The sequence below is a fragment of the Ochrobactrum sp. BTU2 genome (assembly GCF_024539785.1).
Classification (GTDB): Bacteria; Pseudomonadota; Alphaproteobacteria; order Rhizobiales; family Rhizobiaceae; genus Brucella; species Brucella anthropi.
The window spans coordinates 143,006-164,719 of the sequence record NZ_JAHWRG010000007.1 but is presented as its reverse complement, the minus strand read 5'-3'; the positions used below and the strand labels follow the sequence as shown (position 1 = coordinate 164,719).

Sequence of the window (21,714 nt, the reverse complement as noted above, 5' to 3'; positions counted from 1 at the left end):
AGCTAGATCGGCAGGCTCGCACGGGCCTGCCGTCTCTTTTCGAAGAAGAGCAGAATACGAAAAGCGATAAAAATGACGATGCAGGCCGCGTTGAACCCAACTGTCAGCGGCTTGTATTCGAAATGCCGGGAAAAAACGGAATAGATGGCGATTTCGCCGAGCGCTGCTACGAACCAGAGCACAGGCCCCCACGGTGCGCGCATCCACAGACCTGTCGCAGCAACGGGCATCAAAACGGCCAGAGCCACAACCGCAGTCTGCCAGGGCCACGGCATCAGATCGAAACGCCATAGAAGTCCCGGTTGAATACCGATCAGCCTGATCCAGTAGAAAACACCACTTGCCAGCGCCACAAGGGCGAGTATCCGAACGAACCATGTGAAGGCCCATTCGGTTCCGCTCGGCTGGGTATGCTGGCGCAGCTCGTTCATATGCATCAGCCGATCCTCACCACAAGGTCAGTTCCTTGTCACCCAGATTTGCAAAATAGACATTGACCTGTTCGGGTTTCACTTCGTTGAGCGTTGCGGGTTTCCAGTTCGGCGCACCGTCCTTGTCTATGAGCAATGCGCGAACGCCTTCATAGAAGTCGTGCGCTTCCAGCATCCGGTTGGCAATGCGGTATTCCATGCGCATGCAATCATCGAGATCGAGCGGACGACCATCGGCAATCTGGCGGAAAGTAACCGCGACACTGGTTGGTGAACGCGTGGCGATCACCTTCACGATGTCCATTGCGGCCTTGCTGCCCGCTTCGGCTTCCTTTTCCAGCGAAGCCATGCAATCGGCAAGCGTTGCGCCGGAAAAGCATTCCGCAATGATCTGGCGCGTTTCAACAGCGGTTTCAAAATCGGGATACTGGCTGCGCGTCAGAGCCGCATCAATGTCGGCGGTTGCGATGATGTCGTCCCGCAAATCATGCAGATCGCTTGCAGCGACGGCGTGTGTTGCAATTCCGCTTTGCAGGCAGTCGCCCCAGCGAATACGGTTGCCGGTCAGCGCAAGATAATATCCGAAATTGTCGTGCAGATGCGGCAGAAAAGCGCTGCCACCCACATCCGGGAAGAAGCCGATGCCGGTTTCCGGCATGGCGAACATGGTGTTTTCCGTCACGATGCGGTGCGAACCGTGAACGGAAATGCCCGCACCACCGCCCATGACGATCCCGTTGATCAGCGAGATATAGGGTTTTGGAAAACGGCCAATGCGCGCATTGAGCCGATATTCGTCGCGGAAGAATTCGTAAGCAGGTGTTCCGGCCTGACCGGCCTTGTAGGCGGCAACCACATCACCGCCCGCGCAGAATGCGCGCCCTTCGCCTTCGAGAATCACACAGGCCACTTCAGGATCGTCTTCCCAGGCCTGCAATGCGCGATCCAGCGCCAGAATCATTTTACGCGTGAGCGCATTGAGGGCCTCGGTCCGCGTAAGCTTCACAAGCCCCGCTTTTCCCTTGCGTTCAAAGCTGATTTCGCTGCCGCCGCCGAAGTCAATCTGCATATCGTGTCTCCCGTTCCATCAAATGGGTAGAAAGTGAGACGCCCCGCGTCAATCCTGCACAGGTCAATGTTCTTGGTTTCATCACTTTTCCCATGATAAACGGTGCGCATCCGATATCAGCCTCCAAAATTTGGGAATTAAGGCTTCACTTCTCGGGATTATTCAAATGACCGACCGCCAATCCAAATATCTGCCCACCAATATCAGCCAGCATGTCGATGACGTTACCGGCAGCAGACGTCTGCGCCGTATGCGCAAGGCCGACTGGTCGCGCAGGCTGGTGCAGGAAACCCGGCTGACGGTCGATGATCTCATCCTGCCGTTCTTCCTGACCTATGGAACCGGTGTGGCAGAACCTGTGGAAGCAATGCCCGGTGTCGAACGCTATTCGGTCGACATGGCTGTTCGCATGGCGGAAAAAGCCGCCAGGCTCGGCATTCCCGCCATTGCCCCCTTCCCGCGTGAAAAGCTGGAAGTGAAGACTGAGGACGGTGCTTTCGTCGCAAGCCCGGACAATCTGATCAATCGCGCTGTGCGCGCAATCAAGAAGGAAGTGCCTGAAATCGGCATCATCACCGACGCGGCGCTCGATCCCTTCACCACGCACGGCCATGACGGCATTTTGCGGAACGGCGAGATCGTCAACGACGAATCGGTCGCCATGGTGGTTCGTGGTGCGCTTTCGCAAGCTGAAGCCGGTGCGGATATCATTGCTCCGTCCGATATGATGGACGGTCGCGTCGGCGCCGTGCGTCAGGCGCTGGACGAACATGGGTTCCGCCATCTGCCGATCATGTCTTATGCCACCAAATTCGCTTCCGCCTTTTATGGTCCTTATCGCGATGCCATCGGCACGCAGGGGCTGCTGAAGGGCGACAAGAAGACCTATTATCTCGACCCGGCCAATCCGGAAGAAGCCGTGCGCGAAGCCGAGCAGGATATTGCTGAAGGCGCAGATATGCTGATGGTCAAGCCGGGCTTGCCCTATCTCGACATCATCCATCGCCTGAAAAGCGAATTCCGCCTTCCCACCTATGCCTATCAGGTGTCGGGCGAGTACGCGATGATCAAGGCCGCCGGGATTAATGGCTGGATTGACGAAGAAAAGGTGATGATGGAGAGCCTCATGGCGTTCAAGCGCGCCGGTTGCGACGGAATTCTTACTTACTTCGCAATCGAAGTGGCTGAAAAGCTTAAGCAACAGGGTTAAACGGCAAGTCCTTTCGGCAGGAAATCTTCAAATTTCCTTGAAACCGCCGGTTTTGGTTACCATGTTGATGACTGTTCCGCTGAGGTAGCGGGACAGCGCCGGTTGTCACACTCCCCCGGACGCTTCCTTGGAAACGACTGGAAGGAAAAATGTCCGACCATATTCTGCACGGCGAAGTCATGGGCCCGCGTTATGAAAGCCGCGCATTCTTTGAAGGCGTGCGCACGCGCCGTATTATGGCTTTTCTTATCGATTACCTGATTGTCTTTCTGCTCTGCATCCCGGCAGCAATCGTCATTGCAATCCTCGGCATCATTACGCTCAGCCTTGGCTGGATGCTCTACGGCATCATGTTTCCAATGGTGGCGCTGTTTTACATTGCACGCACTCTGGGTGGACCGCAGCAGGCCACCAAAGGCATGCAGATGATGAACATCAAGCTCGTCCGGCTCGAAGGCGGCACGGTCGATCCGATGCTCGCAATCGTGCACACGGTTCTGTTCTGGGGTCTCAACGTGGTGCTGACACCGCTGATCCTGCTCGCTTCGCTGGTTCTCGACCGCAAGCGCACGGTGCATGATCTTCTGCTCGGCACGGCTGTGATCCGTTCAGATCGATAAACGCATAGAGTTGAATCAACGCATCGACCCCAAAGTCTATTCGGATTTTCGGGTCGATGCTTCAGATCAAAAAAATTCAGAGCCGGCTGCGCAAAATGCCTATTGACGTTTTGTGCCGTCGGCTCAATCTTTAGAGATAGTATCGTGATGGTTTTGCCAGAGCATTTCCAGCAAAAGTGCGAAGCGGTTTTGTGTAGGAAAACGCGTCAAAGCGAATAAGTTAAGCCATTTCGTGGATATTGAATGACCCATCAACCGCAACAGTCTCCGCAGTTCTTTCTGACAGCTCCGTCGCCTTGTCCCTATCTTGAGGGTCAGATGGAGCGAAAAGTCTTTACGCATCTGGTCGGCGACAAAGCGAACGAGATCAATGATCTTCTGACCCAAGGCGGCTTCCGCCGTTCCCAGAACATTGCCTATCGTCCGGCTTGCGAACTGTGCAGGGCCTGCATATCCGTTCGCATCCTTGCCGGAGAGTTCAAGATGACGCGCAACATGCGCCGCGTCTGGACGCAGAATAATGACCTGATCGGGCGCGTGCACAAGGCACAGCCCAGCACCGAACAATATGCACTTTTTCGCGATTATCTCGACGCGCGCCATCGTTCCGGCGGCATGTCGGACATGACTGTCCTCGACTATGCGATGATGATCGAGGATACGCATGTGAACACGCAGATCATCGAATATCGCAAGCGCGGTCCGGAAAGCTTCATCAGCGCCAAAGGCGACGGCGAGCTGATCGCCGTAGCACTCACCGACGTGATGGCCGATGGCCTGTCGATGGTTTACTCGTTCTTCTCACCGCATATGCATGACCGGTCGCTTGGAACCTACATGATCCTCGATCATATCCAGCGCGCACACGCCGCCGGTCTGCCGCATGTCTATCTCGGCTATTGGGTCGAGGGATCACGCAAGATGCAATACAAGATCCGCTTTACCCCGCAGGAGCATCTTGGCCCCCGCGGCTGGCAACGGTTTGAGGGTTAGACATAAAAAGCGGCGAAAGCCGCTTTTTTATTGATCCGTTTGCGCAGTGTCTGAATCAAAAAGCGGCAGGCCGTGGTGAAAATGGTGATTTCGAGAACCGGAGCGCAGCGTACATAAAGGTACGTGAGCACCGGAAGCACAGAAATTGCCATTTTAGACCGGCATGGCGACTTTTAGATCAGACACTTAGAACTTGCCTGAACGCGGAAACCCCTTCGGCACCAGACGGCCCGCAGAGGCGCGTGCGCCGATCCACTCGACAAGCTCTTCCTTGTTGCGATTGAAGGTGCGCTCTGCCGAATCCTGCCAGGAAAGCCCCTCGGCAAGTGCAAAGGTGCGGACGTCGGAAACACCGCCATCCTTGTATTTTTGCAGGCGCACGCCCTTGCCGCGTGTCATTTCCGGAATGTCGGAAAGCGGGAAGACCACCATCTTGCGATTCTCGCCGACGACAGCGATATGATCGCCGGAAACGCGCTGGCAAAGCTTTGCCTCGTCCGGCGCCTTGACGTTCATCACCTGCTTGCCCTTGCGGGTGTTGGCGACCGCTTCGTTTTCTGGAACGATGAAACCGTTACCTTCATGGCTGACGAGCAGCAGTTTCGCGGATGGATCATGCACGAAGGCCGTCAAGATATCCTGATCGTTTTCCATATCGACAAGGATGCGGATCGGCTCGCCATGGCCGCGACCGCCCGGTAGCGTGTTTGCGCCGATAGTGAAGAACTTGCCGCCCGTCGTGAAGAACAGAAGCTTGTCCGTCGTCTCGGCATGGAAAGCGAGCTTGAGCTTGTCGCCTTCCTTGAAGGCGAGCGTCGAGAAATCGGCTAGATGCCCCTTCATCGCGCGCAGCCAGCCCTTTTCCGAAACCACAATCGTGACCGGCTCTCGCTCGATCATCGCCTGATGAATATCTTCCAGATCATGGGTCGGAGCATCAGCAAAGGTCGTGCGACGTGCGCCGAGCTTGGTCTTCGGACCGAACTTTTCACGCACCGCCTTGATTTCTGCACTGATATTCTTCCATTGGCGCGTACCGGAAGCGAGCAACCCTTCGAGATCGGTCTTCTCGACGGTGAGATCGTCGAACTCCTTGCGGATTTCGAATTCCTCAAGCTTGCGCAACGAACGCAGGCGCATATTGAGGATCGACTCGGCCTGAACGTCGGTCAGCTCGAAGGTCCGCATCAGGTCCTGCTTCGGCTCATCCTCCTCGCGGATGATGCGGATCACTTCATCCAGATTAAGATAGGCGATCAGGAAGCCGCCAAGGATTTCCAGGCGTCTTTCGATTTCCGCCAGACGGAATTGCGAACGGCGGACAAGCACTTCCTTGCGATGGTCGAGCCACTCGCGCAGAACGCTGCCCAACGACAGAACATTCGGCACCTTGCCATGCGACAGCACGTTCATGTTCAGTGAAACGCGGCTTTCCAGCTCGGTCAGCTTGAACAGCGATTCCATCAGCAGTTCAGGATCAACAGTCCTGTTCTTCGGCTCCAGAACGATACGGATGTCTTCCGCCGACTCGTCACGAATGTCGTCGAGCAATGGCAGCTTCTTTGCCAGCAGCAGCTCGGCAATCTTTTCGATCAGGCGCGATTTCTGAACCTGATAGGGAATTTCGGTGACGACGATCACCCAGGTGCCGCGATTGCCCTCTTCCTTCTCCCAGCGGGCGCGCACACGAAATGCGCCGCGGCCCGTGCGATAGGCTTCCAGGATATTGCCATGCTCTTCGACAAGGATGCCGCCGGTCGGGAAATCCGGGCCACGCACCTTGCACTTCAACAGAGCAGCCGGGTCGGTCTCGGCTTCGCGCTTCAGTTCTTCCCATTGCTCCGGCGAGGTAACGAGTTCCTCAACCGGCGCGTCAGGATGATTGATGATATAGAGCGCCGACGAGCAAAGCTCCGCCACATTATGCGGCGGAATATTGGTCGCCATGCCGACCGCAATGCCTGCCGAACCGTTTGCAAGCAGGTTCGGGAAAGCGCCCGGCAGAACGATCGGCTCTTCGTCCTCTTCATTATAGGTCGGGCGGAAATCGATGGCGTTTTCGTTGATGCCTTCCAGCAGCAATGTCGCCACTTCCGTCATACGCGCTTCGGTGTAACGCATGGCAGCCGCGTTATCGCCGTCGATATTGCCGAAGTTGCCCTGCCCGTCCACGAGCGGATAACGCACCGCGAAATCCTGCGCCAGACGCACCAGCGCATCGTAGATCGACGCATCGCCATGCGGATGGAACTTACCCATCACATCACCGACGATACGGGCGCATTTTGCATAGGCCTGATCGGGATTGAGACGCAGCAGACGCATGGCGTGCATGATGCGACGATGCACCGGCTTCAAGCCGTCGCGCACGTCCGGCAGCGCACGATGCATGATCGTCGACAGCGCATAAGCGAGGTAACGTTCCTCGAGAGCCGATTTGAGATCGACCCGTTCGATGTGTTCTTCGCCGTCATCCGGCGGAATCAGACTTTTTCCCATGTCTCTCAGTACCAACTGCGCGATTCGCCAGCAAGACTTCAGGAGAACCAATCCAGTACATTAGTGTGTAATAGTCGCAATCCTGCCGCCATTTGTGTCCTATAGAGCTATTGGGGGCAAGTTTCCCCGGCTGCAATCGCAGGATGAGGAAATCATGTTGTTATTGCGAGTGATTTCCGCCTATGAATGCCGCGCTATATTAGAGATTAGGCAGGAGCTTCGAATGCAGGTTTTCGTCAATATCAAGCCAGCGGCACGTGTTTTGGCTGCAGGTACAGCGCTTTCGCTGATTTTCGGCAGCGCGGCCATGGCAGCTGACGCCAATGCAGTCGCCGAGCGTATCAAGGCACTTTATGCGAAACAGGGCGGCGAACTGAGCTTCGCCAATGTTCAGGCGAACGGCTCCGACATCGTGCTCCAGGGCACCAAGATCAAGCTGCCGACAGTGGGCGAAAAAGAAACCGCCCTCGGCGACGTGACGCTCCAGAACGTTCAGGATGCGCCGGACGGCGGCTACAGCATCGAACAGGTCACCGTGCCCGATCTTGCCTTTGCTGGCGAGGAAGACAAGAACGACAAGGCCGAGATCAAGGGCCTTGCCATGCAGAACGTGCATATTCCGTCGGAAACCGCCAAGGGTCCGCTCGACAGCATGGTCATGTATGACAAGCTGAAGATTGACGAAATCCAGTTCGGCACCCCCGGCACGGATGGCGCCACCGTAAAGGGGTTCGACCTGTCGCTCGACACCTCCAACAAGGCCGAGAAGATCGGCTATGTCTGGACCATCGCCAATATCGACGCGACCTTTGAGAAGGGCGGCAAGAACCCGCTTGCACCGCTCGACATGAACACCTTCAACGGCTCGCTGAACTCCAAGGGCAGCTGGTCGCCGACTTCGGGCGACACATCGCTGGACCAGCTGGAACTTCAGGCCGAGGAACTCGGCAAGATCAACATCACCGGCAGCCTCGGTGGCTATGATCTGGCCTTCCTCGAAGCCGTCCAGAAGACACAGGAAAACATGAGCAAGGCCGATGCAGACAAGGATGCTGCCGGACTTGCAATTCTGGGTCTGGCGGAACAGCTGAACCTGAAGAACCTGTCGATCCGCTTCGACAACGAAACCCTGACCCAGAAGCTTCTCGACTATTACGGCAAGCAGCAGGGCGCCGATGGCAAGCAGCTTGGCGAGCAGATGAAGATGATGGTTCCGCTGATGGCGACACAGCTCAAGAACCCGGATTTTGCCCAGCAGCTCAAGGCTGCATCCGACAAGTTCTTCGACGATCCGAAGTCACTGACCATCAGCGCATCGCCGGACCAGCCGGTGACTTTCGCTTCCATCGTTGCCACCGCATCGCTGGACCCGACGAAGATCATCCAGCTTCTCAAAGTCAGCGTCGACGCCAATAATTAAAACGAACAAGCCCGGTGAGGAAATTCACCGAGCTTTTCTTCAACTAACAAAAACCCGGCTCAAGGCCGGGTTTTTTCTTTTCATCGAGGTCGTTTAGCTCTTCTGTACGGGAGCCAGACGGATATGCAGGTCGCGCAGCTGCGCGGGCGACACATCCGAAGGCGCGTTCATCAGAAGATCAAGTGCCTGCTGGTTCATCGGGAACAGCGAGATTTCGCGCAGATTCTTTGCACCGACCAGAAGCATGATGACGCGGTCGATACCGGCAGCCATGCCGCCATGCGGAGGTGCACCGTACTGGAACGCACGATAAAGACCGCCGAAACGCTCTTCCACGTCCTGCTGGCTCAAGCCAACCTTTTCAAATGCCTTGACCATGACGTCCGGCAGCTGGTTACGGATCGAACCCGAGGCAATTTCGAAGCCGTTGCAGACGAGATCGTACTGGTAAGCCTTGATCGCAAGCGGGTCCTGGTTTTCCAGAGCGTCCATACCGCCCTGCGGCATGGAGAACGGATTGTGTGCGAAGTCGAGCTTCTTGTTGTCTTCGTCCCATTCGTAGAACGGGAAGTCGATGATCCATGCCAGTTCGAAACGATCACGATCGACGAGGTTCAGTTCTTCGCCAGCGCGCGTGCGGGCATCGCCAGCGAACTTGTAGAACTTGGACGGCAGACCGGCAACGAAGAAGCAGGCATCGCCGTCTTCGAGACCCATCTGCGTGCGGATCGCTTCCGTGCGCTCTTCACCGATGTTCTTGGCAATCGGACCAGCGCCTTCAAGCTTGTCACCTTCCTTGCGCCAGAAGATATAGCCGAGACCCGGCTGGCCTTCGCTTTGCGCCCAGGAATTCATGCGGTCACAGAATGCGCGCGAACCGCCGGTCTTGGCCGGAATTGCCCAGACTTCGACCTTCGGATCGTTGGCGATCATGTTTGCGAAGACCTTGAAGCCCGAACCGGCGAAATGCTCGGTCACAGCCTGCATTTCAATCGGGTTACGCAAATCCGGCTTGTCCGAACCATAGGTGCGAATCGCATCGTCATAGGCAATGCGACGGAACTGCTGCGTCACCGGCTTGCCTTCGGCAAACTCTTCGAAGATGCCGCGCATGACTGGTTCCATCGTTTCCCATACTTCTTCCTGGGTCACGAAGCTCATTTCGAGGTCGAGCTGGTAGAACTCGCCCGGCAGACGGTCTGCCCGCGGGTCTTCGTCGCGGAAGCACGGCGCGATCTGGAAGTAGCGGTCGAAACCGGCAACCATCAGAAGCTGTTTGTACTGCTGCGGCGCCTGCGGCAACGCGTAGAACTTGCCTTCATGAATACGGCTCGGCACGAGGAAGTCGCGCGCGCCTTCCGGCGAGGAAGCTGTCAGGATCGGCGTGGTGAACTCATTGAAGCCGATTTCGGTCATGCGGCGACGCATCGCGGCAATGATCTTGGTGCGGCTCATGATGTTCTTGTGCAGCGTTTCACGGCGAAGGTCGAGGAAACGGTACTTCAGGCGGATATCTTCCGGGTAGTCCGGCTCGCCGAATACAGGCAGCGGCAATTCCTTGGCAGCGGCCAGCACTTCGATTTCGGTTGCGAAGATTTCGACTTCGCCAGTTGGCAGATTGGTATTGACCGCATCGCCTGCGCGGGCCTTCACTTCACCATCGACACGGATAACCCATTCGCCGCGAACGGTTTCGGCAACCTTGAAGGCGGGCGAATCGGGATCGGCCACGATCTGGGTAATGCCATAATGATCGCGAAGATCGATGAAGAGAATGCCGCCATGGTCACGGACGCGGTGAACCCATCCGGAAAGGCGAACGTTCGAACCAACGTCCGTCTTGCGAAGGGCTGCGCAGGTATGGCTGCGGTAACGGTGCATGATTTCTGCCTTTGGAATAATAAGTCAGTCCTTGCTGACGGAAACGCTTTAAATTCTCGCGGAAAAGCGCATTTTGACCGGGTTTTGTCAAGTCTGCATTCCCTGCGGGTTTTGGTGTTAAACCACCTTGACGTAACGTGTCGACAAAAAACACTATGTGCGTATTAAGTGGAGCGCCAGTTCCTGATTATTTCGCGACAAGCGGCAAAGCTCTGTCTCTTTGTTTTGTCGCATTATCCGACGCAAAACCGCTTCGCACTTTTGCTGGAAATGCTCTAAAAGGTAGACATGCATCTGATTACGACAACACAGGCTCTCGAAGAGGCCGTATCCGCCCTCGCCAAATCCGATTTTGTTACAGTCGACACGGAGTTCATCCGTGAAACGACGTTCTGGCCGGAATTGTGCCTTATCCAGATGGCCTCGCCTGACCATACGGCGCTTGTGGATGCGCTTGCGCCGGGGCTGGACCTCGCGCCGTTCTTCCGCCTGATGGCCGACGAGACGATCGTCAAGGTTTTCCACGCAGCACGGCAGGACATCGAAATCGTCTTCCATCTCGGCGATCTCATCCCTTCACCTGTCTTCGACAGTCAGGTAGCGGCAATGGTTTGCGGGTTTGGCGATGCCATTTCCTATGACCAGCTTGTGCAGAAGGTCACCGGCAAGCAGATCGACAAGTCGTCCCGGTTTACCGACTGGCGCCGTCGCCCGCTTTCAGACAAGCAGCTCGACTATGCACTGGCCGACGTTACCTATCTGCGCGATATCTATCTCTATCTGAAGGAAGAACTGGAGAAAGAAGGTCGCAGCGAGTGGGTGAACGAGGAAATGGCGGTGCTGACTTCCCGCGAAACCTATGACATGCACCCTGACGATGCGTGGCGCCGGGTCAAGGCACGCGTCCGCAAACCGCTGGAACTTGCGATTGTGCAAGCTGTAGCCGCCTGGCGCGAACGCGAAGCGCGCGAGCGCAATGTGCCGCGTGGGCGTATCATCAAGGACGACACCATAGCCGAAATCGCACAGCAGCAGCCGCGTGACGCGGAAGCACTGGGCCGTCTCCGCTCGATCCCGAAGGGTTGGGAGCGTTCGGCACAGGCTGCAGGACTTGTCGCAGCGATCCAGTCCGCGCTTGAAATCCCGAAGGAAGATTTACCAAAATTGCCGAAGCCGTCGCATTCGCCGGAAGGCAGCGCCGCCGCCGCCGATATCCTCAAGGTTCTGCTCAAGCTTGTGACGGAAGAGCACGGCGTCGCGGCAAAGATCGTGGCGAATTCCGACGACATCGACAAGATCGCCTCGGAAGGCGACAAGGCCAATGTGCCTGCCCTGCATGGCTGGCGTCGCGAGGTTTTCGGTCAGAAAGCCCTCGATCTTATCGACGGCAAGATCGTCATCAAGTTCGAGAACCGGCGGATCAGGGCAGTTGAGTTAGGGGAATAAGGTAATAGGGCAGTAAGGTAGTATGTCTAACGCGAGCATTAACATATTGCCTTACTGCCCTACTCACTTACTGCCTCATTCCCGCGTCCCCTCGATGGCTGCATCACCAACCGCGAAATAGATGTTCTTTCCGGTCAGCTTGGAGAGCTGCTGCAAGCGGCCTTCGGGACGATCCGAAATCAGATCGGCCAGGTCTCCCGGTACGACAAGCGCAATGCCGCTTTCTTCCTCACGCCAGACAAGGCGTGGGATGACGCCCGGCATCGAAGCCGACAGAAGGTAGACCACCCGCAGCAAGGCTCCAAGCAGCTTTGCCCGTTCACGCAGGCGCGGCGTGGCGAGCTGCATGATCTCCGGCGCAATCTCGTCTTCGATCAGTCCTTCGTGACGATAATAATTGGCAAGCGCCATGAAGGAACGTCCGGCGTGGTCGATACCGCCGAACGAGCCGTGAGCGATGATGTTCAGCGCCTGCGACCCGCGATAGTCGGGATGCGCGCGCCAGCTTATGTCGGCCACGAGGCAGGCAGCCTGTCGGTAGCGCGCTTCGTCCTCGGTTTCGTCAAACCCGAGGACCGGCAAGGACAATGTTGTCCAGGTTGCCAGTTCGCGGGCATGACGCGGAGAACGCGAGCGGAGAATGGACAGTTCGTCTGCCGAGGCCAGCAGCGGATCGAGCCGCTGCTCATTCTTGGGCAGAAGCGAATAAAGATAGCCTTCACGCACGCCGAGCGCCGAGAAAACGATCTTGGAGGGCTTCATCAGACGGATCGTCTCGAGCAGCACCGTGGCGCCATAAGACAAAAGCTGACGGCGGTTTTTCGAAACCGCTTCAATGCCGCGCATCGTGTCGAGATTGCCCTTGGCAACGCGCTTGAGGAAGCTCTGCGCGTCCACCGGATTCATCTCGTAGCCGTGCATGACGTGCAGCGGATAGTTCTTCGCCGTCATATGCAGCTTGGCAAGGTTACGCCAGGTGCCGCCGACCGCATAGAAAACCTGGCCCTGATGGGCTTGCAAAAGCGTCGCCTTTGCGAGTTCCGTGCGCGCAATCTTGGTTGCCTCTGGCAGCCGTCCATCGGACATATCCTGCAAGCGCAGACCACCGAGCGGCAAGGTGATCCCCTCGCCTACCTCGTGGTCGTCCACCGCGATCAGCTCAAGGCTGCCGCCGCCGAGATCGCCCGTGACACCCTTCGGCTGGAAGAAACCGGAAATAATGCCGAGCGCCGAGTAATAGGCTTCTTCCTTGCCGGACAGCACTTCGATGTGCCGGCCGAGAATGGCTTCCGCCTGTGCGATGAAATCCGGACCGTTTTTCGCTTCGCGTGCAGCCGCAGTCGCCAGCGCGTGAATGGAAACCGCGCCGGCCTGCTCGGCCAGAGCGCGAAAACGCTTCAGCGCACGAAGCGCCGCTTCAACGGATTTCTCGTTGAGCTTGCCGGTTTTCGCGAGGCCCTTTCCGAGGCCGCAAAGTATCTTTTCATTGAAAAGCACCGTCGGCGAACGGACGATGCCTTCATAGATGACGACACGGATCGAGTTCGAGCCAATGTCGATGACCGCGACGGGCTTGAGTCCCTTGAGGCGGCCTTGTGCTACAGCTGGACTCATGCAGTCGTTTTTCTTTCCGCCTGCGCGCGCTTGCGATGCGCGATAAGGCGGGGGGCCGAAGACTTCAGCGACTTTCCGCGACCCGACAGGCTAGGATTGGTCATGAAATATTCCTGCGCGTTGAAAGGTTCCTCTCCTGCTTCTTTTTCTATCCGGCGAGAGGTGCCGTCCGCAAGTAGCTGATAGCTCTGTTGGTTATCAATTATGTTGGCAAACATGATTTGCGACAGGATTTGCTGATGCACTGTTGCATTTGTGATCGGAACAAGCGTCTCCACGCGGCGATCAAGATTGCGCGGCATCATGTCGGCGGAACCGATATAGACGATTGCCTTGTCGGAAGGCAGGTCATTGCCATTTCCGAAGCAGAAAATGCGGCTGTGCTCGAGAAAACGTCCGACAATCGACTTGGCGCGAATATTGTCGGAAAGCCCCGGAACGCCCGGACGCAGGCAGCAGATGCCACGCACGACCAGATCAATCTGCACGCCCGCCTGGCTCGCCACGTAGAGCGCGTCAATAATCTGTGGATCAACCAGCGAGTTCATCTTCATCCAGATCGCAGCCGGACGCCCTGCCTTCACATGCGCAACCTCGTCCTCGATGTGCTTGAGGATTCGCGCGCGGAGCGTGAAAGGTGAAATCGCTATCTTCATCTCTTCGGCAGGCTGGGCATAGCCCGTGATGAAATTAAAGATATGTGCCACGTCGCGAGCAATATCCGCGTCCGACGTAAAGAACGACAGGTCGGTATAGATACGCGCCGTGATCGGATGATAGTTGCCCGTGCCCAGATGCACATAGGAGCGCAGCTTCTGATCTTCACGGCGTACCACGAGCGACATTTTCGCGTGGGTTTTCAATTCGATGAAGCCGAACACAACCTGAACGCCCGCGCGCTCCAGATCGCGTGCCCAACGAATATTCGCTTCCTCATCGAAGCGTGCCTTCAGCTCGACCAGCGCCGTTACCGACTTGCCCGCTTCTGCAGCATCTACCAATGCGCGCACGATCGGGCTGTCATTGGAAGTGCGATAGAGCGTCTGCTTGATCGCCAGCACATCCGGGTCGGCTGCAGCCTGCCGGAGGAACTGCACCACCACGTCGAACGATTCATAGGGGTGATGGACCACAATGTCCTTTTCACGAATCGCTGCAAAGCAATCGCCGCCATGCTCGCGAATACGCTCCGGAAAACGCGGATTGTAGGATACGAATTTGAGGTCATCCCGCGGGATCGAAACGATCTCCGAAATCATGTTGAGCGCCAGAAGACCTTCATGCACGCTGATTCGGTTTTCCGAAACGCCAAGTTCCGTCGCCACGAAGACGCGCAGGGCTTCTGGCATTTCGCCATCAAACTCGATGCGGATCACCTGACCGCGACGGCGACGTTTCAGTGCTGTCTCGAAGAGACGAACGAGATCTTCCGCCTCTTCTTCCACTTCGATATCGCTGTCGCGGATGATGCGGAACGTACCGGCGCCGCGCACTTCGTAACCGGGGAACAGTCGCCCGATGAATAGGCTCACCGCGTCCTCGATGGTGATGAAGCGGTAGGTGTTTTGCTGGTCTGTCGGCAGCTGAATGAAGCGCTTGAGCGCGACCGGAATACGCAGAAGGGCCGTCATCGGATGATTGTCGGCGCGGCGCGCAAGCTGCAGGGCGATGGAAAAGCCGAGGTTCGGAATGAACGGGAACGGATGCGCCGGATCGATGGAGAGTGGCGTCAGGACAGGGAAAATCGTTTCGAGGAAGTGGTTTTCAAGCCATTCCTTTTCGGGCTTTGAAAGCGCCGACGGGCGAACAATCTCGATGCTGTCCTGTTCCAGTTCCTCGCGCAGCATACGCAGGCGTTCCTGCTGTTCTTCCTGCAAGCGCCCTACTTCGTCCAGAACGAAGTCGAGCTGTTCCTGCGGCGTGCGTCCATCGGCGCTGCGCATCGCCACACCGGCGCGCACCTGAGCGGCGAGACCGGCAATGCGGACCATGAAAAATTCATCGAGATTGGCGGCGGAGATAGACAGGAAGCGCAGGCGTTCAAGCAGAGGCTGCCGCATATTCGCGGCTTCTTCGAGAACACGCCGGTTGAATTGCAGCCAGGAAAACTCGCGATTCACAAAGCGGTCGGAACTTTGCATCAATTCGCCGTTCAAAGCTTTGTGAACGTCAGGGGCTACGTCCGCATCGGGAACGACGGTTGGGTTGGGGGCTAGTCCGGCTGTCATTTCGTGTGTCCCGCCTTCAATCGCGTTGGGGGTTTCGCTCGCCATAACGCTGTTTTCGCTCATTTTTCCTGTCCCGACTTCCACCGGAACATTCCGGCTCTGCCTTAAGCCTATGGCTGTCATATGACAGTTTGATAGCAATTAGCTTGAAATGTCCTCAGAATTGATGAAAACGCTTCCGGAAACAAGACTTTCGCGGTACACGCATGCCAATGTCTATGCATGATCCTGTCCGGGACCCGGTTCAGGATCATGCTCATACCGCCCATCGACCAGAACCGGAGCATATTATGTCCGATCACATTATTCCTCACTTTCAGAACGACGCCGGCCATGCGGCCATCGAAATCGGCGTGAAGGAATTCATGTGCGTCGGTGCAAACCCACCTTTCGATCATCCGCACGTGTTTCTCGACATGGGTGATGAAAGTGAAGTCGTTTGCCCGTATTGCTCGACCCTCTATCGCTACAACGCCAAGCTCCATGCCGACGAAACCGTTCCGGCTGGCTGCGTTTACGAAGCACCCGCCGACAAAGCTGCCTGATCTGGGCAGCCTCACGGGGCTGAATGCCGGATGATCTCATCGACATGAGCAAAGGGCGCATATTGATTGCCGGGGCCGGAGTTGCCGGTCTGTCGGCAGCATTGGAGCTGGCAGCGCGCGGCTGGAATGTCCGGCTTGTCGAAAAGGCCGAGACCCTTTCGGAAGTCGGTGCTGGCCTGCAACTTGCACCCAATGCGATGCGTCATCTGGAACGGCTCGGCGTTGCCGGCCGTCTTTCTGCACAAGCCATAACGCCGGAAGCGCTCTACCTCATGGATGGGCGCAAAGCGCGTCCGCTGATGGAAATGAAGCTTGGCGACAAGGCTTCTCAGCGCTGGCACCATCCCTATGTCGTTTGCCATCGCGCCGATCTGCAATCCGCTTTGCTCGACGCCTGCCGTGAAGAGCCCGGCATCGACATCAGCCTCGGCGCTGAAATCACAAATCATCGCGTCGAAAACGGCGCTGTTGCAGCCACTATCCGCCGGGGCAATTCCGAAGAATCTGTCGACGCTGCATATCTGATCGCCTGCGATGGCGTCTGGTCGGCGGAGCGCTCGAAGGCAGGTTTCAGCAAGGCAAGGTTCAGCGGCCATATTGCCTGGCGCACTACGCTCGCGGCGGATGCCCTCCCCGCATCGTTTTTATCCGCCATGAAAACGAGTAACGCCGTTTCAGCATGGCTCGGCAGGCAAGCGCATTTCATCGCCTATCCGGTCAAGGGCGGCAGTTTCTTCAATTTCGTCGCCATCACGACGGGCGAAAACCCCGGCGAAGTCTGGTCCAGAACCGGCGATCCGGCGCGCTTGCGCTCCATCTACGCGGAGTGGGGCGCGCCCGTTCGCGATGTGCTGGCGGCTGCCGATGAGTGGACCTATTGGCCGCTTTTCGAAATGGCAGATGCTCAATTCGTCGGGCCTGACCGGACGATTTTTCTCGGCGACGCTTCGCATGCGGTCACACCTTTTGCTGCGCAAGGTGCCGCCATGGCGATCGAGGATGCAGCGGCCCTTGCCGAGGCGCTGGACAGTGGCGAACATGAAGCAGGACTGAAGCGCTTCGATACCGTCCGCAAGGAGCGGATCGCTGCGGTTGCCAAGCGCGGCCAGTTGAACAGGTTCGCCTATCACGCCACCGGCATTTTCGCGCTTGGCCGCAACACGCTCTTCGCCATGCGCAGTCCGGATAGTTTCCTGAAGGATCTGGACTGGCTCTATGGCTATGATGCCATTGCGGCCGTGCGGAATTAAGCTGCGTCGCGCGCAGCTTCGAGCGTCGCAACGTCGAGCTTGACCATCTTCATCACGGCATCGGCCACGCGCTGGCGCTGTTCGGCTGTGCCGTTCTGCAGGACATCCAGCAACATCTGCGGCACGACCTGCCACGAGAAGCCATATTTGTCCGTCAGCCAGCCGCATTCCATCGGCGCGCCGCCCTCCATCAGTTTCTCCCAGAACATATCCAGTTCCACCTGATCCTTGCATTGGACGAAAAGCGAAACTGCCGGGGAAAACTTGAAGGTCGGCCCGCCGTTGAGGCCGGATATCGCCTGCCCGTCGAGCGTGAAGTTCGCCACAACCACATCCGTGCCTTCGGGCTGGTGTGCATGCTCAAATCGAATGAAGCCATCGACGGAAGCCGATCTTCCGCAAGCGCGGAAGATCGAGACATAGTGGTTCGCCGCTTCTTCGGCCTGCTTGTCGAACCAGAGACAGATTGTCAGACCTGACATTGTTTCCTCCTCAGCCCATAACCTTCTTGGCTTCTTCCATATCCATCCACATTATCTCCCAGATATGGCCGTCAAGATCTTCAAAGCTGCGTCCATACATGAATCCATAGTCCTGTTTCGGACCCGGATCCGCCTTACCGCCAGCGTTTACCGCTTTCTCAACGGTGGTATCGACTTCAGCCTTGTTTTCCGCGGACAAACAGACCAGCACTTCGCTGACCGTGTTGGCATCTGCGATCTTTTTCGGCGTAAACTGGCTGAACTTTTCGTGGTCAAGGATCATCACGTGGATCGTATCCGAAAAGACCATGCCGGAAGCCGTTTCGTCCGAGAACATTGGATTCTTAGTAGCCCCGATGGCTTCGTAGAAGCTGGTCGACTGCGCAACATTCTTCACTGGCAGGTTCACGAATATCATTTTCGGCATAAGATTTCCTCCGTTGGAAGGCCAAGTGGCCTGATTTTATTTTACGATTATCTATCGCCTGCCCGGCTCCCCCGGCGATAAGATCGAGCCATGAGTCTGAGGCCCGGCATGCAATCGATGCTTGAGCCTTCCGGGCGTAAAACAATTCACGCAATTGGCATCGGAAGAACTCAAAGTTCGCTTGTACATAATGGCATATAAGTTATAATTAGCAACTATGAAGTTAGAAAAAATAACCAAACCGGAAAAACCAGCCGCCAAACGCAGTTATGACGATGCTTGCGCTGCTGCCCATGCCCTTGATTTGATTGGGGAACGCTGGTCGCTCCTGGTTATGCGCGAATTGATGTTCGGTCCCAAACGCTTCAGCGATCTGCGGGCTGATCTGCCGGGTGTGAGTGCAAATGTCCTCACCCAGAGGCTTGAAGGGCTGGAAGAAGCAGGCATTCTTCGCAAGACAAAACTTCCACCTCCCGCATCGGTGCAGGTCTACGAACTGACTGAATGGGGCTATGAGAGCGAACCCATCCTTCAGACGTTGGGTCGTTGGGCCGCGCGTTCACCAAAGCATGATCCCAACCTGCCTATTTCGACCGCTTCATTCCTGCTGTCGCTCAGAACCATGATGGATCATGACAGGGCTCTCGGTATGCGCGCCGTGATCGGTCTCCGTCTGGACGGAGAAGATTTTACCGCACAGCTGAACGATGAAGGGATTCGGATAGAGCGCGGCACAGCGCAGAAATACGATCTCCATTTCGAAAGTTCACCGCGTATGCTGGCTGCCGCCATCTATGGCGGACAGCCCCTTTCAGTGCTGGAAAGCGCCAATATTCTCAAGGTGATAGGCGACCGCACCCTTGCAGAAAAATTCGTGACGTTGTTCCCGCTTCCCGACAAGGCGACCGCACCCGAATAAAATATGCAACTTTTTAGTTGCGTATTTCGTCAAGCACCCTATATTGGCAACCATTAAGTTGCCAATTACGGAGGATGCATATCATGACCATTGCAAGCAATACTGACCGCATCGCGAAAACCGTCGATATTCATGCAGGGATCGACCGCGTATGGCGCGCCCTCACCGATCATGAAGAGTTTGGGAGCTGGTTTCAGGTCAAGATCGACGGGCCGTTCATCGTCGGCACCCGTTCGACCGGCCACATCACCTATCCCGGTTTCGAGCACGAGCCTTGGGAATCACTCATCAAGGAAATGAAGGCACCAAGCTACTTTGCCTTCACCTGGCATCCCTATGCGGTGGACCGCAGTATCGACTATTCCAAGGAGCCGCCGACGCTGGTGGAATTCAAACTGGAACCGATCGAGACCGGAACGCGGCTGACGGTGGTCGAAAGTGGTTTCGATGGGTTGCCTGCCGAACGCCGGCCGCTGGCGTTGCGGATGAACGAGGGCGGCTGGGAGGAACAGGTCGGCAACATCAAAAGACACGTCGAAAATGTATGATAAGCCAGAGATGACCGGTATGGACATGTCCATGGTTTTTGCAGCGCTCGCCGATCCGACCCGGCTGGCGCTCATCGAAACCCTTAGTGATGGCGAAAGCCGTTCGATTGTGGTGCTGTCGCAAAACGGCAGCATCACCCGGCAGGCCGTAACCAAGCATCTGTCCGTGCTGGAACAGGCAAATCTGGTCGAACGGGAAAAGGTCGGACGGGAGAGCAGGTTTCGCCTGCATCCTGCGCCATTGATTGACGCCCGCGCCTATCTCGCAACCGTTTCCAACCAGTGGGACGACGCACTCCAGCGCCTGCGCCGGTTTGTCGAAGATTAGAGCATTTCCAGCAAAAGTGCGCAGCGGTTTTGCGTGAGGCAAATGCGACGAAACAAATACTTAGAACACCGACCTGATTCAGTCAGATCGGTGTTCTAACGCTGGTTGAAAAGTAACGAGGATGTGCCCTTCACGAAGCCAAGCTTCTCGTAGAAGGGCACAAGCTGTTCCGGGCAGTAGAGTTCAAAACTTTTCACACGCTTCAACTTTTCATGGTTGAGAACGCGTTCAACAAGGGCTTGTCCGAGACCTCGTCCACGATGCTTCTCCGACACGATCACATCGAAGACCATCGCCTTGAAGGTGAAGTCCGTGAGAACGCGGGCGAAACCTGCGATCCTGCTTTCTGCGTCGAGGCAGAACAGAAGCAAATCACAATGGGCCAGCATGTTAGTGACGTCATCAAGCGTCCGCTCGCTCGTCCACCATTCTTTACTATAAAACTCATGAAATTCGCTGTATTGCTCAGGCGCGAGTTTCTCCACCCATTGAAAATCAGTCGCTGCTTCCCTCTCCCGTGTCACGGAATAATCAGTCGCAAAGGCGTTTCAGAATGGCAATCCAGTTTGAGCAAACCTGTCCGATCTTTCGCATTTTCGACATAGAGAAAGCCCGTGAATTTTATCTCGGCTTTCTCGGCTTCAATCTGGATTGGGAGCATCGATTTGCCGAGGGAATGCCGCTTTATATGCAGGTTTCCCGCGGTGCGCTTGTCCTGCATCTCAGCGAGCATCACGGCGACGGAAGTCCGGGCGCCAATATTTTCGTGCGCATGCAAGGTGTTGAGGAATTGCACAAAGAAGTCAACGCACGCGGTTACCGCTTCATGCGACCAGGAATTGAGAATGAGCCGTGGGGCCGCGTAATGGCGGTCATCGACCCCTTCGGCAATCGCATCCAGTTCTGCGAAGGCCCACACGACGAATAAACAAAAACACCCGCCGGCGAACCGGCGGGTGTTTCGATTTCAGGCCACTAATCTGATTAGTGCAGAATCTGGCTCAGGAACAGCTTGGTGCGTTCGTGCTGCGGATTGTCGAAGAACTGGTCCGGCGAGTTCTGCTCGACGATCTGGCCCTGATCCATGAAGATCACGCGGTTGGCAACCTGACGGGCAAAGCCCATTTCGTGCGTCACGCAGATCATGGTCATGCCTTCGGCAGCAAGGCTCACCATCGTGTCCAGAACTTCCTTCACCATTTCCGGATCGAGAGCCGATGTCGGTTCGTCGAACAGCATGACTTTCGGGTTCATGCACAGTGCACGAGCAATCGCCACACGCTGCTGCTGACCACCGGAAAGCTGGCCCGGATATTTGTTGGCCTGTTCCGGAATCTTCACGCGGGCCAAATAGTGCATGGCGATTTCTTCCGCCTGCTTCTTCGGCATCTTGCGCACCCAGATCGGCGCAAGCGTGCAGTTTTCCAGAATGGTCAGATGCGGGAAGAGATTGAAGTGCTGGAATACCATGCCGACTTCGCGGCGCACTTCATCGATCTTCTTGAGATCGTTGGTCAGCTCGATATTGTCGACGACGATCTTGCCCTTCTGGTGTTCTTCCAGACGGTTGATACAGCGGATCATGGTCGATTTGCCCGAGCCCGACGGTCCGGCAACAACGATGCGCTCCCCGCGCATGACCTTCAGATTGATGTCGCGCAGGACGTGAAACTCACCATACCACTTATGCATATTGGTGATTTCGATGGCGACATCGGTTGTGGAAACCTGCATCTTCGAACGGTCAACATCCATTCCCAGCTCGGATTGCGGGAGGGCGTTTTGTGCACTCATTTCCATTATT

At 56.4% G+C, this 21,714-nt stretch carries 21 protein-coding genes; 11 read left to right on the top strand and 10 right to left on the bottom strand.

Going from position 1 to position 21,714, the window contains the following annotated elements; all coding sequences use genetic code 11:
- Positions 1 to 2: 2 nt before the first annotated feature.
- Together KWJ32_RS20455 and KWJ32_RS20450 are read right to left on the bottom strand one after the other, a co-directional pair.
- A complete protein-coding gene (locus tag KWJ32_RS20455; RefSeq protein ID WP_012092343.1) occupies positions 3 to 437 on the bottom strand; it encodes a DUF6163 family protein in 435 nt (144 codons plus the stop codon).
- 10 nt (positions 438 to 447) lie between these two features.
- Positions 448 to 1,500, bottom strand: coding sequence for an enoyl-CoA hydratase/isomerase family protein (locus KWJ32_RS20450; protein WP_040129449.1), 1,053 nt, complete (start codon positions 1,498 to 1,500; stop codon positions 448 to 450).
- A 166-nt stretch (positions 1,501 to 1,666) separates the two neighbouring features.
- Here KWJ32_RS20450 and hemB point away from each other — a divergent pair, with 166 nt between their 5' ends.
- The 3 genes from hemB to KWJ32_RS20435 all read left to right on the top strand — a co-directional run bounded on the left by hemB (position 1,667) and on the right by KWJ32_RS20435 (position 4,323).
- Positions 1,667 to 2,710, top strand: coding sequence for a porphobilinogen synthase (gene hemB, locus KWJ32_RS20445; RefSeq protein ID WP_040129451.1), 1,044 nt, complete (start codon positions 1,667 to 1,669; stop codon positions 2,708 to 2,710).
- A 149-nt stretch (positions 2,711 to 2,859) separates the two neighbouring features.
- Positions 2,860 to 3,330 (top strand): RDD family protein, encoded by a 471-nt coding sequence (locus tag KWJ32_RS20440; RefSeq protein WP_010661082.1) that lies wholly within the window; start codon positions 2,860 to 2,862, stop codon positions 3,328 to 3,330.
- Positions 3,331 to 3,573: 243 nt separating this feature from the next.
- Positions 3,574 to 4,323, top strand: coding sequence for an arginyltransferase (locus KWJ32_RS20435; RefSeq protein WP_012092346.1), 750 nt, complete (start codon positions 3,574 to 3,576; stop codon positions 4,321 to 4,323).
- A gap of 186 nt (positions 4,324 to 4,509) precedes the next feature.
- Here KWJ32_RS20435 and KWJ32_RS20430 read toward each other — a convergent pair whose 3' ends face one another.
- Entirely contained in the window at positions 4,510 to 6,822 is a 2,313-nt protein-coding gene (locus tag KWJ32_RS20430; protein ID WP_040129453.1) for a DNA topoisomerase IV subunit A, read from the bottom strand.
- Between the two features lie 223 nt (positions 6,823 to 7,045).
- On the opposite strand from KWJ32_RS20430, the gene KWJ32_RS20425 reads away from it, so the two are divergent.
- Entirely contained in the window at positions 7,046 to 8,242 is a 1,197-nt protein-coding gene (locus KWJ32_RS20425; RefSeq protein WP_010661079.1) for a hypothetical protein, read from the top strand.
- A 93-nt stretch (positions 8,243 to 8,335) separates the two neighbouring features.
- Here the strand turns inward: KWJ32_RS20425 and aspS are convergent, their stop codons facing one another.
- Positions 8,336 to 10,123, bottom strand: coding sequence for an aspartate--tRNA ligase (aspS, locus tag KWJ32_RS20420; RefSeq protein ID WP_010661078.1), 1,788 nt, complete (start codon positions 10,121 to 10,123; stop codon positions 8,336 to 8,338).
- Between the two features lie 288 nt (positions 10,124 to 10,411).
- On the opposite strand from aspS, the gene rnd reads away from it, so the two are divergent.
- Positions 10,412 to 11,569: a ribonuclease D gene (rnd, locus tag KWJ32_RS20415; protein WP_010661077.1), complete on the top strand. Its 1,158-nt coding sequence runs from the start codon at positions 10,412 to 10,414 to the stop codon at positions 11,567 to 11,569.
- Positions 11,570 to 11,644: 75 nt separating this feature from the next.
- Here rnd and ppx read toward each other — a convergent pair whose 3' ends face one another.
- Both ppx and KWJ32_RS20405 read right to left on the bottom strand, forming a co-directional pair.
- Positions 11,645 to 13,183 carry an exopolyphosphatase gene (gene ppx / locus KWJ32_RS20410; protein WP_256886206.1) on the bottom strand — a complete coding sequence of 513 codons (1,539 nt, stop codon included), beginning with the start codon at positions 13,181 to 13,183 and terminating at the stop codon, positions 11,645 to 11,647.
- Positions 13,180 to 15,411 carry an RNA degradosome polyphosphate kinase gene (locus KWJ32_RS20405; RefSeq protein WP_256886216.1) on the bottom strand — a complete coding sequence of 744 codons (2,232 nt, stop codon included), beginning with the start codon at positions 15,409 to 15,411 and terminating at the stop codon, positions 13,180 to 13,182. The genes ppx and KWJ32_RS20405 overlap by 4 nt, the downstream gene beginning before the upstream one ends.
- Before the next feature lie 290 nt (positions 15,412 to 15,701).
- Here KWJ32_RS20405 and KWJ32_RS20400 point away from each other — a divergent pair, with 290 nt between their 5' ends.
- Together KWJ32_RS20400 and KWJ32_RS20395 are read left to right on the top strand one after the other, a co-directional pair.
- Complete coding sequence (locus KWJ32_RS20400; protein WP_010661074.1) at positions 15,702 to 15,956, top strand: zinc-finger domain-containing protein; 255 nt, start codon at positions 15,702 to 15,704, stop codon at positions 15,954 to 15,956.
- 44 nt (positions 15,957 to 16,000) lie between these two features.
- Positions 16,001 to 17,206 (top strand): FAD-binding protein, encoded by a 1,206-nt coding sequence (locus tag KWJ32_RS20395; RefSeq protein WP_040130166.1) that lies wholly within the window; start codon positions 16,001 to 16,003, stop codon positions 17,204 to 17,206.
- Here KWJ32_RS20395 and KWJ32_RS20390 read toward each other — a convergent pair.
- Positions 17,203 to 17,688 carry a VOC family protein gene (locus KWJ32_RS20390; protein ID WP_010661072.1) on the bottom strand — a complete coding sequence of 162 codons (486 nt, stop codon included), beginning with the start codon at positions 17,686 to 17,688 and terminating at the stop codon, positions 17,203 to 17,205. The genes KWJ32_RS20395 and KWJ32_RS20390 overlap by 4 nt on opposite strands.
- A gap of 10 nt (positions 17,689 to 17,698) precedes the next feature.
- Entirely contained in the window at positions 17,699 to 18,115 is a 417-nt protein-coding gene (locus KWJ32_RS20385; protein WP_010661071.1) for a VOC family protein, read from the bottom strand.
- A gap of 217 nt (positions 18,116 to 18,332) precedes the next feature.
- Between KWJ32_RS20385 and KWJ32_RS20380 the strand changes: the two genes are divergently transcribed.
- The 3 genes from KWJ32_RS20380 (at position 18,333) to KWJ32_RS20370 (ending at position 19,910) form a co-directional block, all read left to right on the top strand.
- Positions 18,333 to 19,034: a helix-turn-helix domain-containing protein gene (locus KWJ32_RS20380; protein WP_010661070.1), complete on the top strand. Its 702-nt coding sequence runs from the start codon at positions 18,333 to 18,335 to the stop codon at positions 19,032 to 19,034.
- 83 nt (positions 19,035 to 19,117) lie between these two features.
- Entirely contained in the window at positions 19,118 to 19,582 is a 465-nt protein-coding gene (locus KWJ32_RS20375; protein ID WP_040129459.1) for an SRPBCC family protein, read from the top strand.
- 10 nt (positions 19,583 to 19,592) lie between these two features.
- Positions 19,593 to 19,910, top strand: a complete 318-nt coding sequence (locus KWJ32_RS20370; protein WP_029376230.1) for a metalloregulator ArsR/SmtB family transcription factor — start codon at positions 19,593 to 19,595, stop codon at positions 19,908 to 19,910.
- A 95-nt stretch (positions 19,911 to 20,005) separates the two neighbouring features.
- On the opposite strand, the gene KWJ32_RS20365 is transcribed toward KWJ32_RS20370, so the two are convergent.
- A complete protein-coding gene (locus KWJ32_RS20365; RefSeq protein ID WP_051917488.1) occupies positions 20,006 to 20,434 on the bottom strand; it encodes a GNAT family N-acetyltransferase in 429 nt (142 codons plus the stop codon).
- Positions 20,435 to 20,463: 29 nt separating this feature from the next.
- On the opposite strand from KWJ32_RS20365, the gene KWJ32_RS20360 reads away from it, so the two are divergent.
- Positions 20,464 to 20,838: a glyoxalase superfamily protein gene (locus tag KWJ32_RS20360; protein WP_029925143.1), complete on the top strand. Its 375-nt coding sequence runs from the start codon at positions 20,464 to 20,466 to the stop codon at positions 20,836 to 20,838.
- A 56-nt stretch (positions 20,839 to 20,894) separates the two neighbouring features.
- On the opposite strand, the gene KWJ32_RS20355 is transcribed toward KWJ32_RS20360, so the two are convergent.
- On the bottom strand, positions 20,895 to 21,704 hold the full coding sequence (locus KWJ32_RS20355) for an amino acid ABC transporter ATP-binding protein (protein WP_012092357.1): 810 nt from the start codon (positions 21,702 to 21,704) through the stop codon (positions 20,895 to 20,897).
- Between the last annotated feature and the right edge of the window lie 10 nt (positions 21,705 to 21,714).

Bases quoted from the DNA above. Each gene is read 5' to 3' on its own strand.
- KWJ32_RS20375 (WP_040129459.1), top strand. From the start codon at position 19,118: ATGACCATTGCAAGCAATACTGACCGCATCGCGAAAACCGTCGATATT.
- KWJ32_RS20430 (WP_040129453.1), bottom strand. From the start codon at position 6,822: ATGGGAAAAAGTCTGATTCCGCCGGATGACGGCGAAGAACACATCGAA.
- KWJ32_RS20385 (WP_010661071.1), bottom strand. From the start codon at position 18,115: ATGCCGAAAATGATATTCGTGAACCTGCCAGTGAAGAATGTTGCGCAG.
- KWJ32_RS20360 (WP_029925143.1), top strand. From the start codon at position 20,464: ATGGCAATCCAGTTTGAGCAAACCTGTCCGATCTTTCGCATTTTCGAC.
- aspS (WP_010661078.1), bottom strand. From the start codon at position 10,123: ATGCACCGTTACCGCAGCCATACCTGCGCAGCCCTTCGCAAGACGGAC.
- KWJ32_RS20380 (WP_010661070.1), top strand. From the start codon at position 18,333: ATGAAGTTAGAAAAAATAACCAAACCGGAAAAACCAGCCGCCAAACGC.
- KWJ32_RS20435 (WP_012092346.1), top strand. From the start codon at position 3,574: ATGACCCATCAACCGCAACAGTCTCCGCAGTTCTTTCTGACAGCTCCG.
- KWJ32_RS20450 (WP_040129449.1), bottom strand. From the start codon at position 1,500: ATGCAGATTGACTTCGGCGGCGGCAGCGAAATCAGCTTTGAACGCAAG.
- KWJ32_RS20405 (WP_256886216.1), bottom strand. From the start codon at position 15,411: ATGACAGCCGGACTAGCCCCCAACCCAACCGTCGTTCCCGATGCGGAC.
- KWJ32_RS20455 (WP_012092343.1), bottom strand. From the start codon at position 437: ATGCATATGAACGAGCTGCGCCAGCATACCCAGCCGAGCGGAACCGAA.
- KWJ32_RS20400 (WP_010661074.1), top strand. From the start codon at position 15,702: ATGTCCGATCACATTATTCCTCACTTTCAGAACGACGCCGGCCATGCG.
- KWJ32_RS20425 (WP_010661079.1), top strand. From the start codon at position 7,046: ATGCAGGTTTTCGTCAATATCAAGCCAGCGGCACGTGTTTTGGCTGCA.
- hemB (WP_040129451.1), top strand. From the start codon at position 1,667: ATGACCGACCGCCAATCCAAATATCTGCCCACCAATATCAGCCAGCAT.
- ppx (WP_256886206.1), bottom strand. From the start codon at position 13,183: ATGAGTCCAGCTGTAGCACAAGGCCGCCTCAAGGGACTCAAGCCCGTC.
- KWJ32_RS20355 (WP_012092357.1), bottom strand. From the start codon at position 21,704: ATGAGTGCACAAAACGCCCTCCCGCAATCCGAGCTGGGAATGGATGTT.
- rnd (WP_010661077.1), top strand. From the start codon at position 10,412: ATGCATCTGATTACGACAACACAGGCTCTCGAAGAGGCCGTATCCGCC.
- KWJ32_RS20395 (WP_040130166.1), top strand. From the start codon at position 16,001: ATGAGCAAAGGGCGCATATTGATTGCCGGGGCCGGAGTTGCCGGTCTG.
- KWJ32_RS20390 (WP_010661072.1), bottom strand. From the start codon at position 17,688: ATGTCAGGTCTGACAATCTGTCTCTGGTTCGACAAGCAGGCCGAAGAA.
- KWJ32_RS20440 (WP_010661082.1), top strand. From the start codon at position 2,860: ATGTCCGACCATATTCTGCACGGCGAAGTCATGGGCCCGCGTTATGAA.
- KWJ32_RS20370 (WP_029376230.1), top strand. From the start codon at position 19,593: ATGACCGGTATGGACATGTCCATGGTTTTTGCAGCGCTCGCCGATCCG.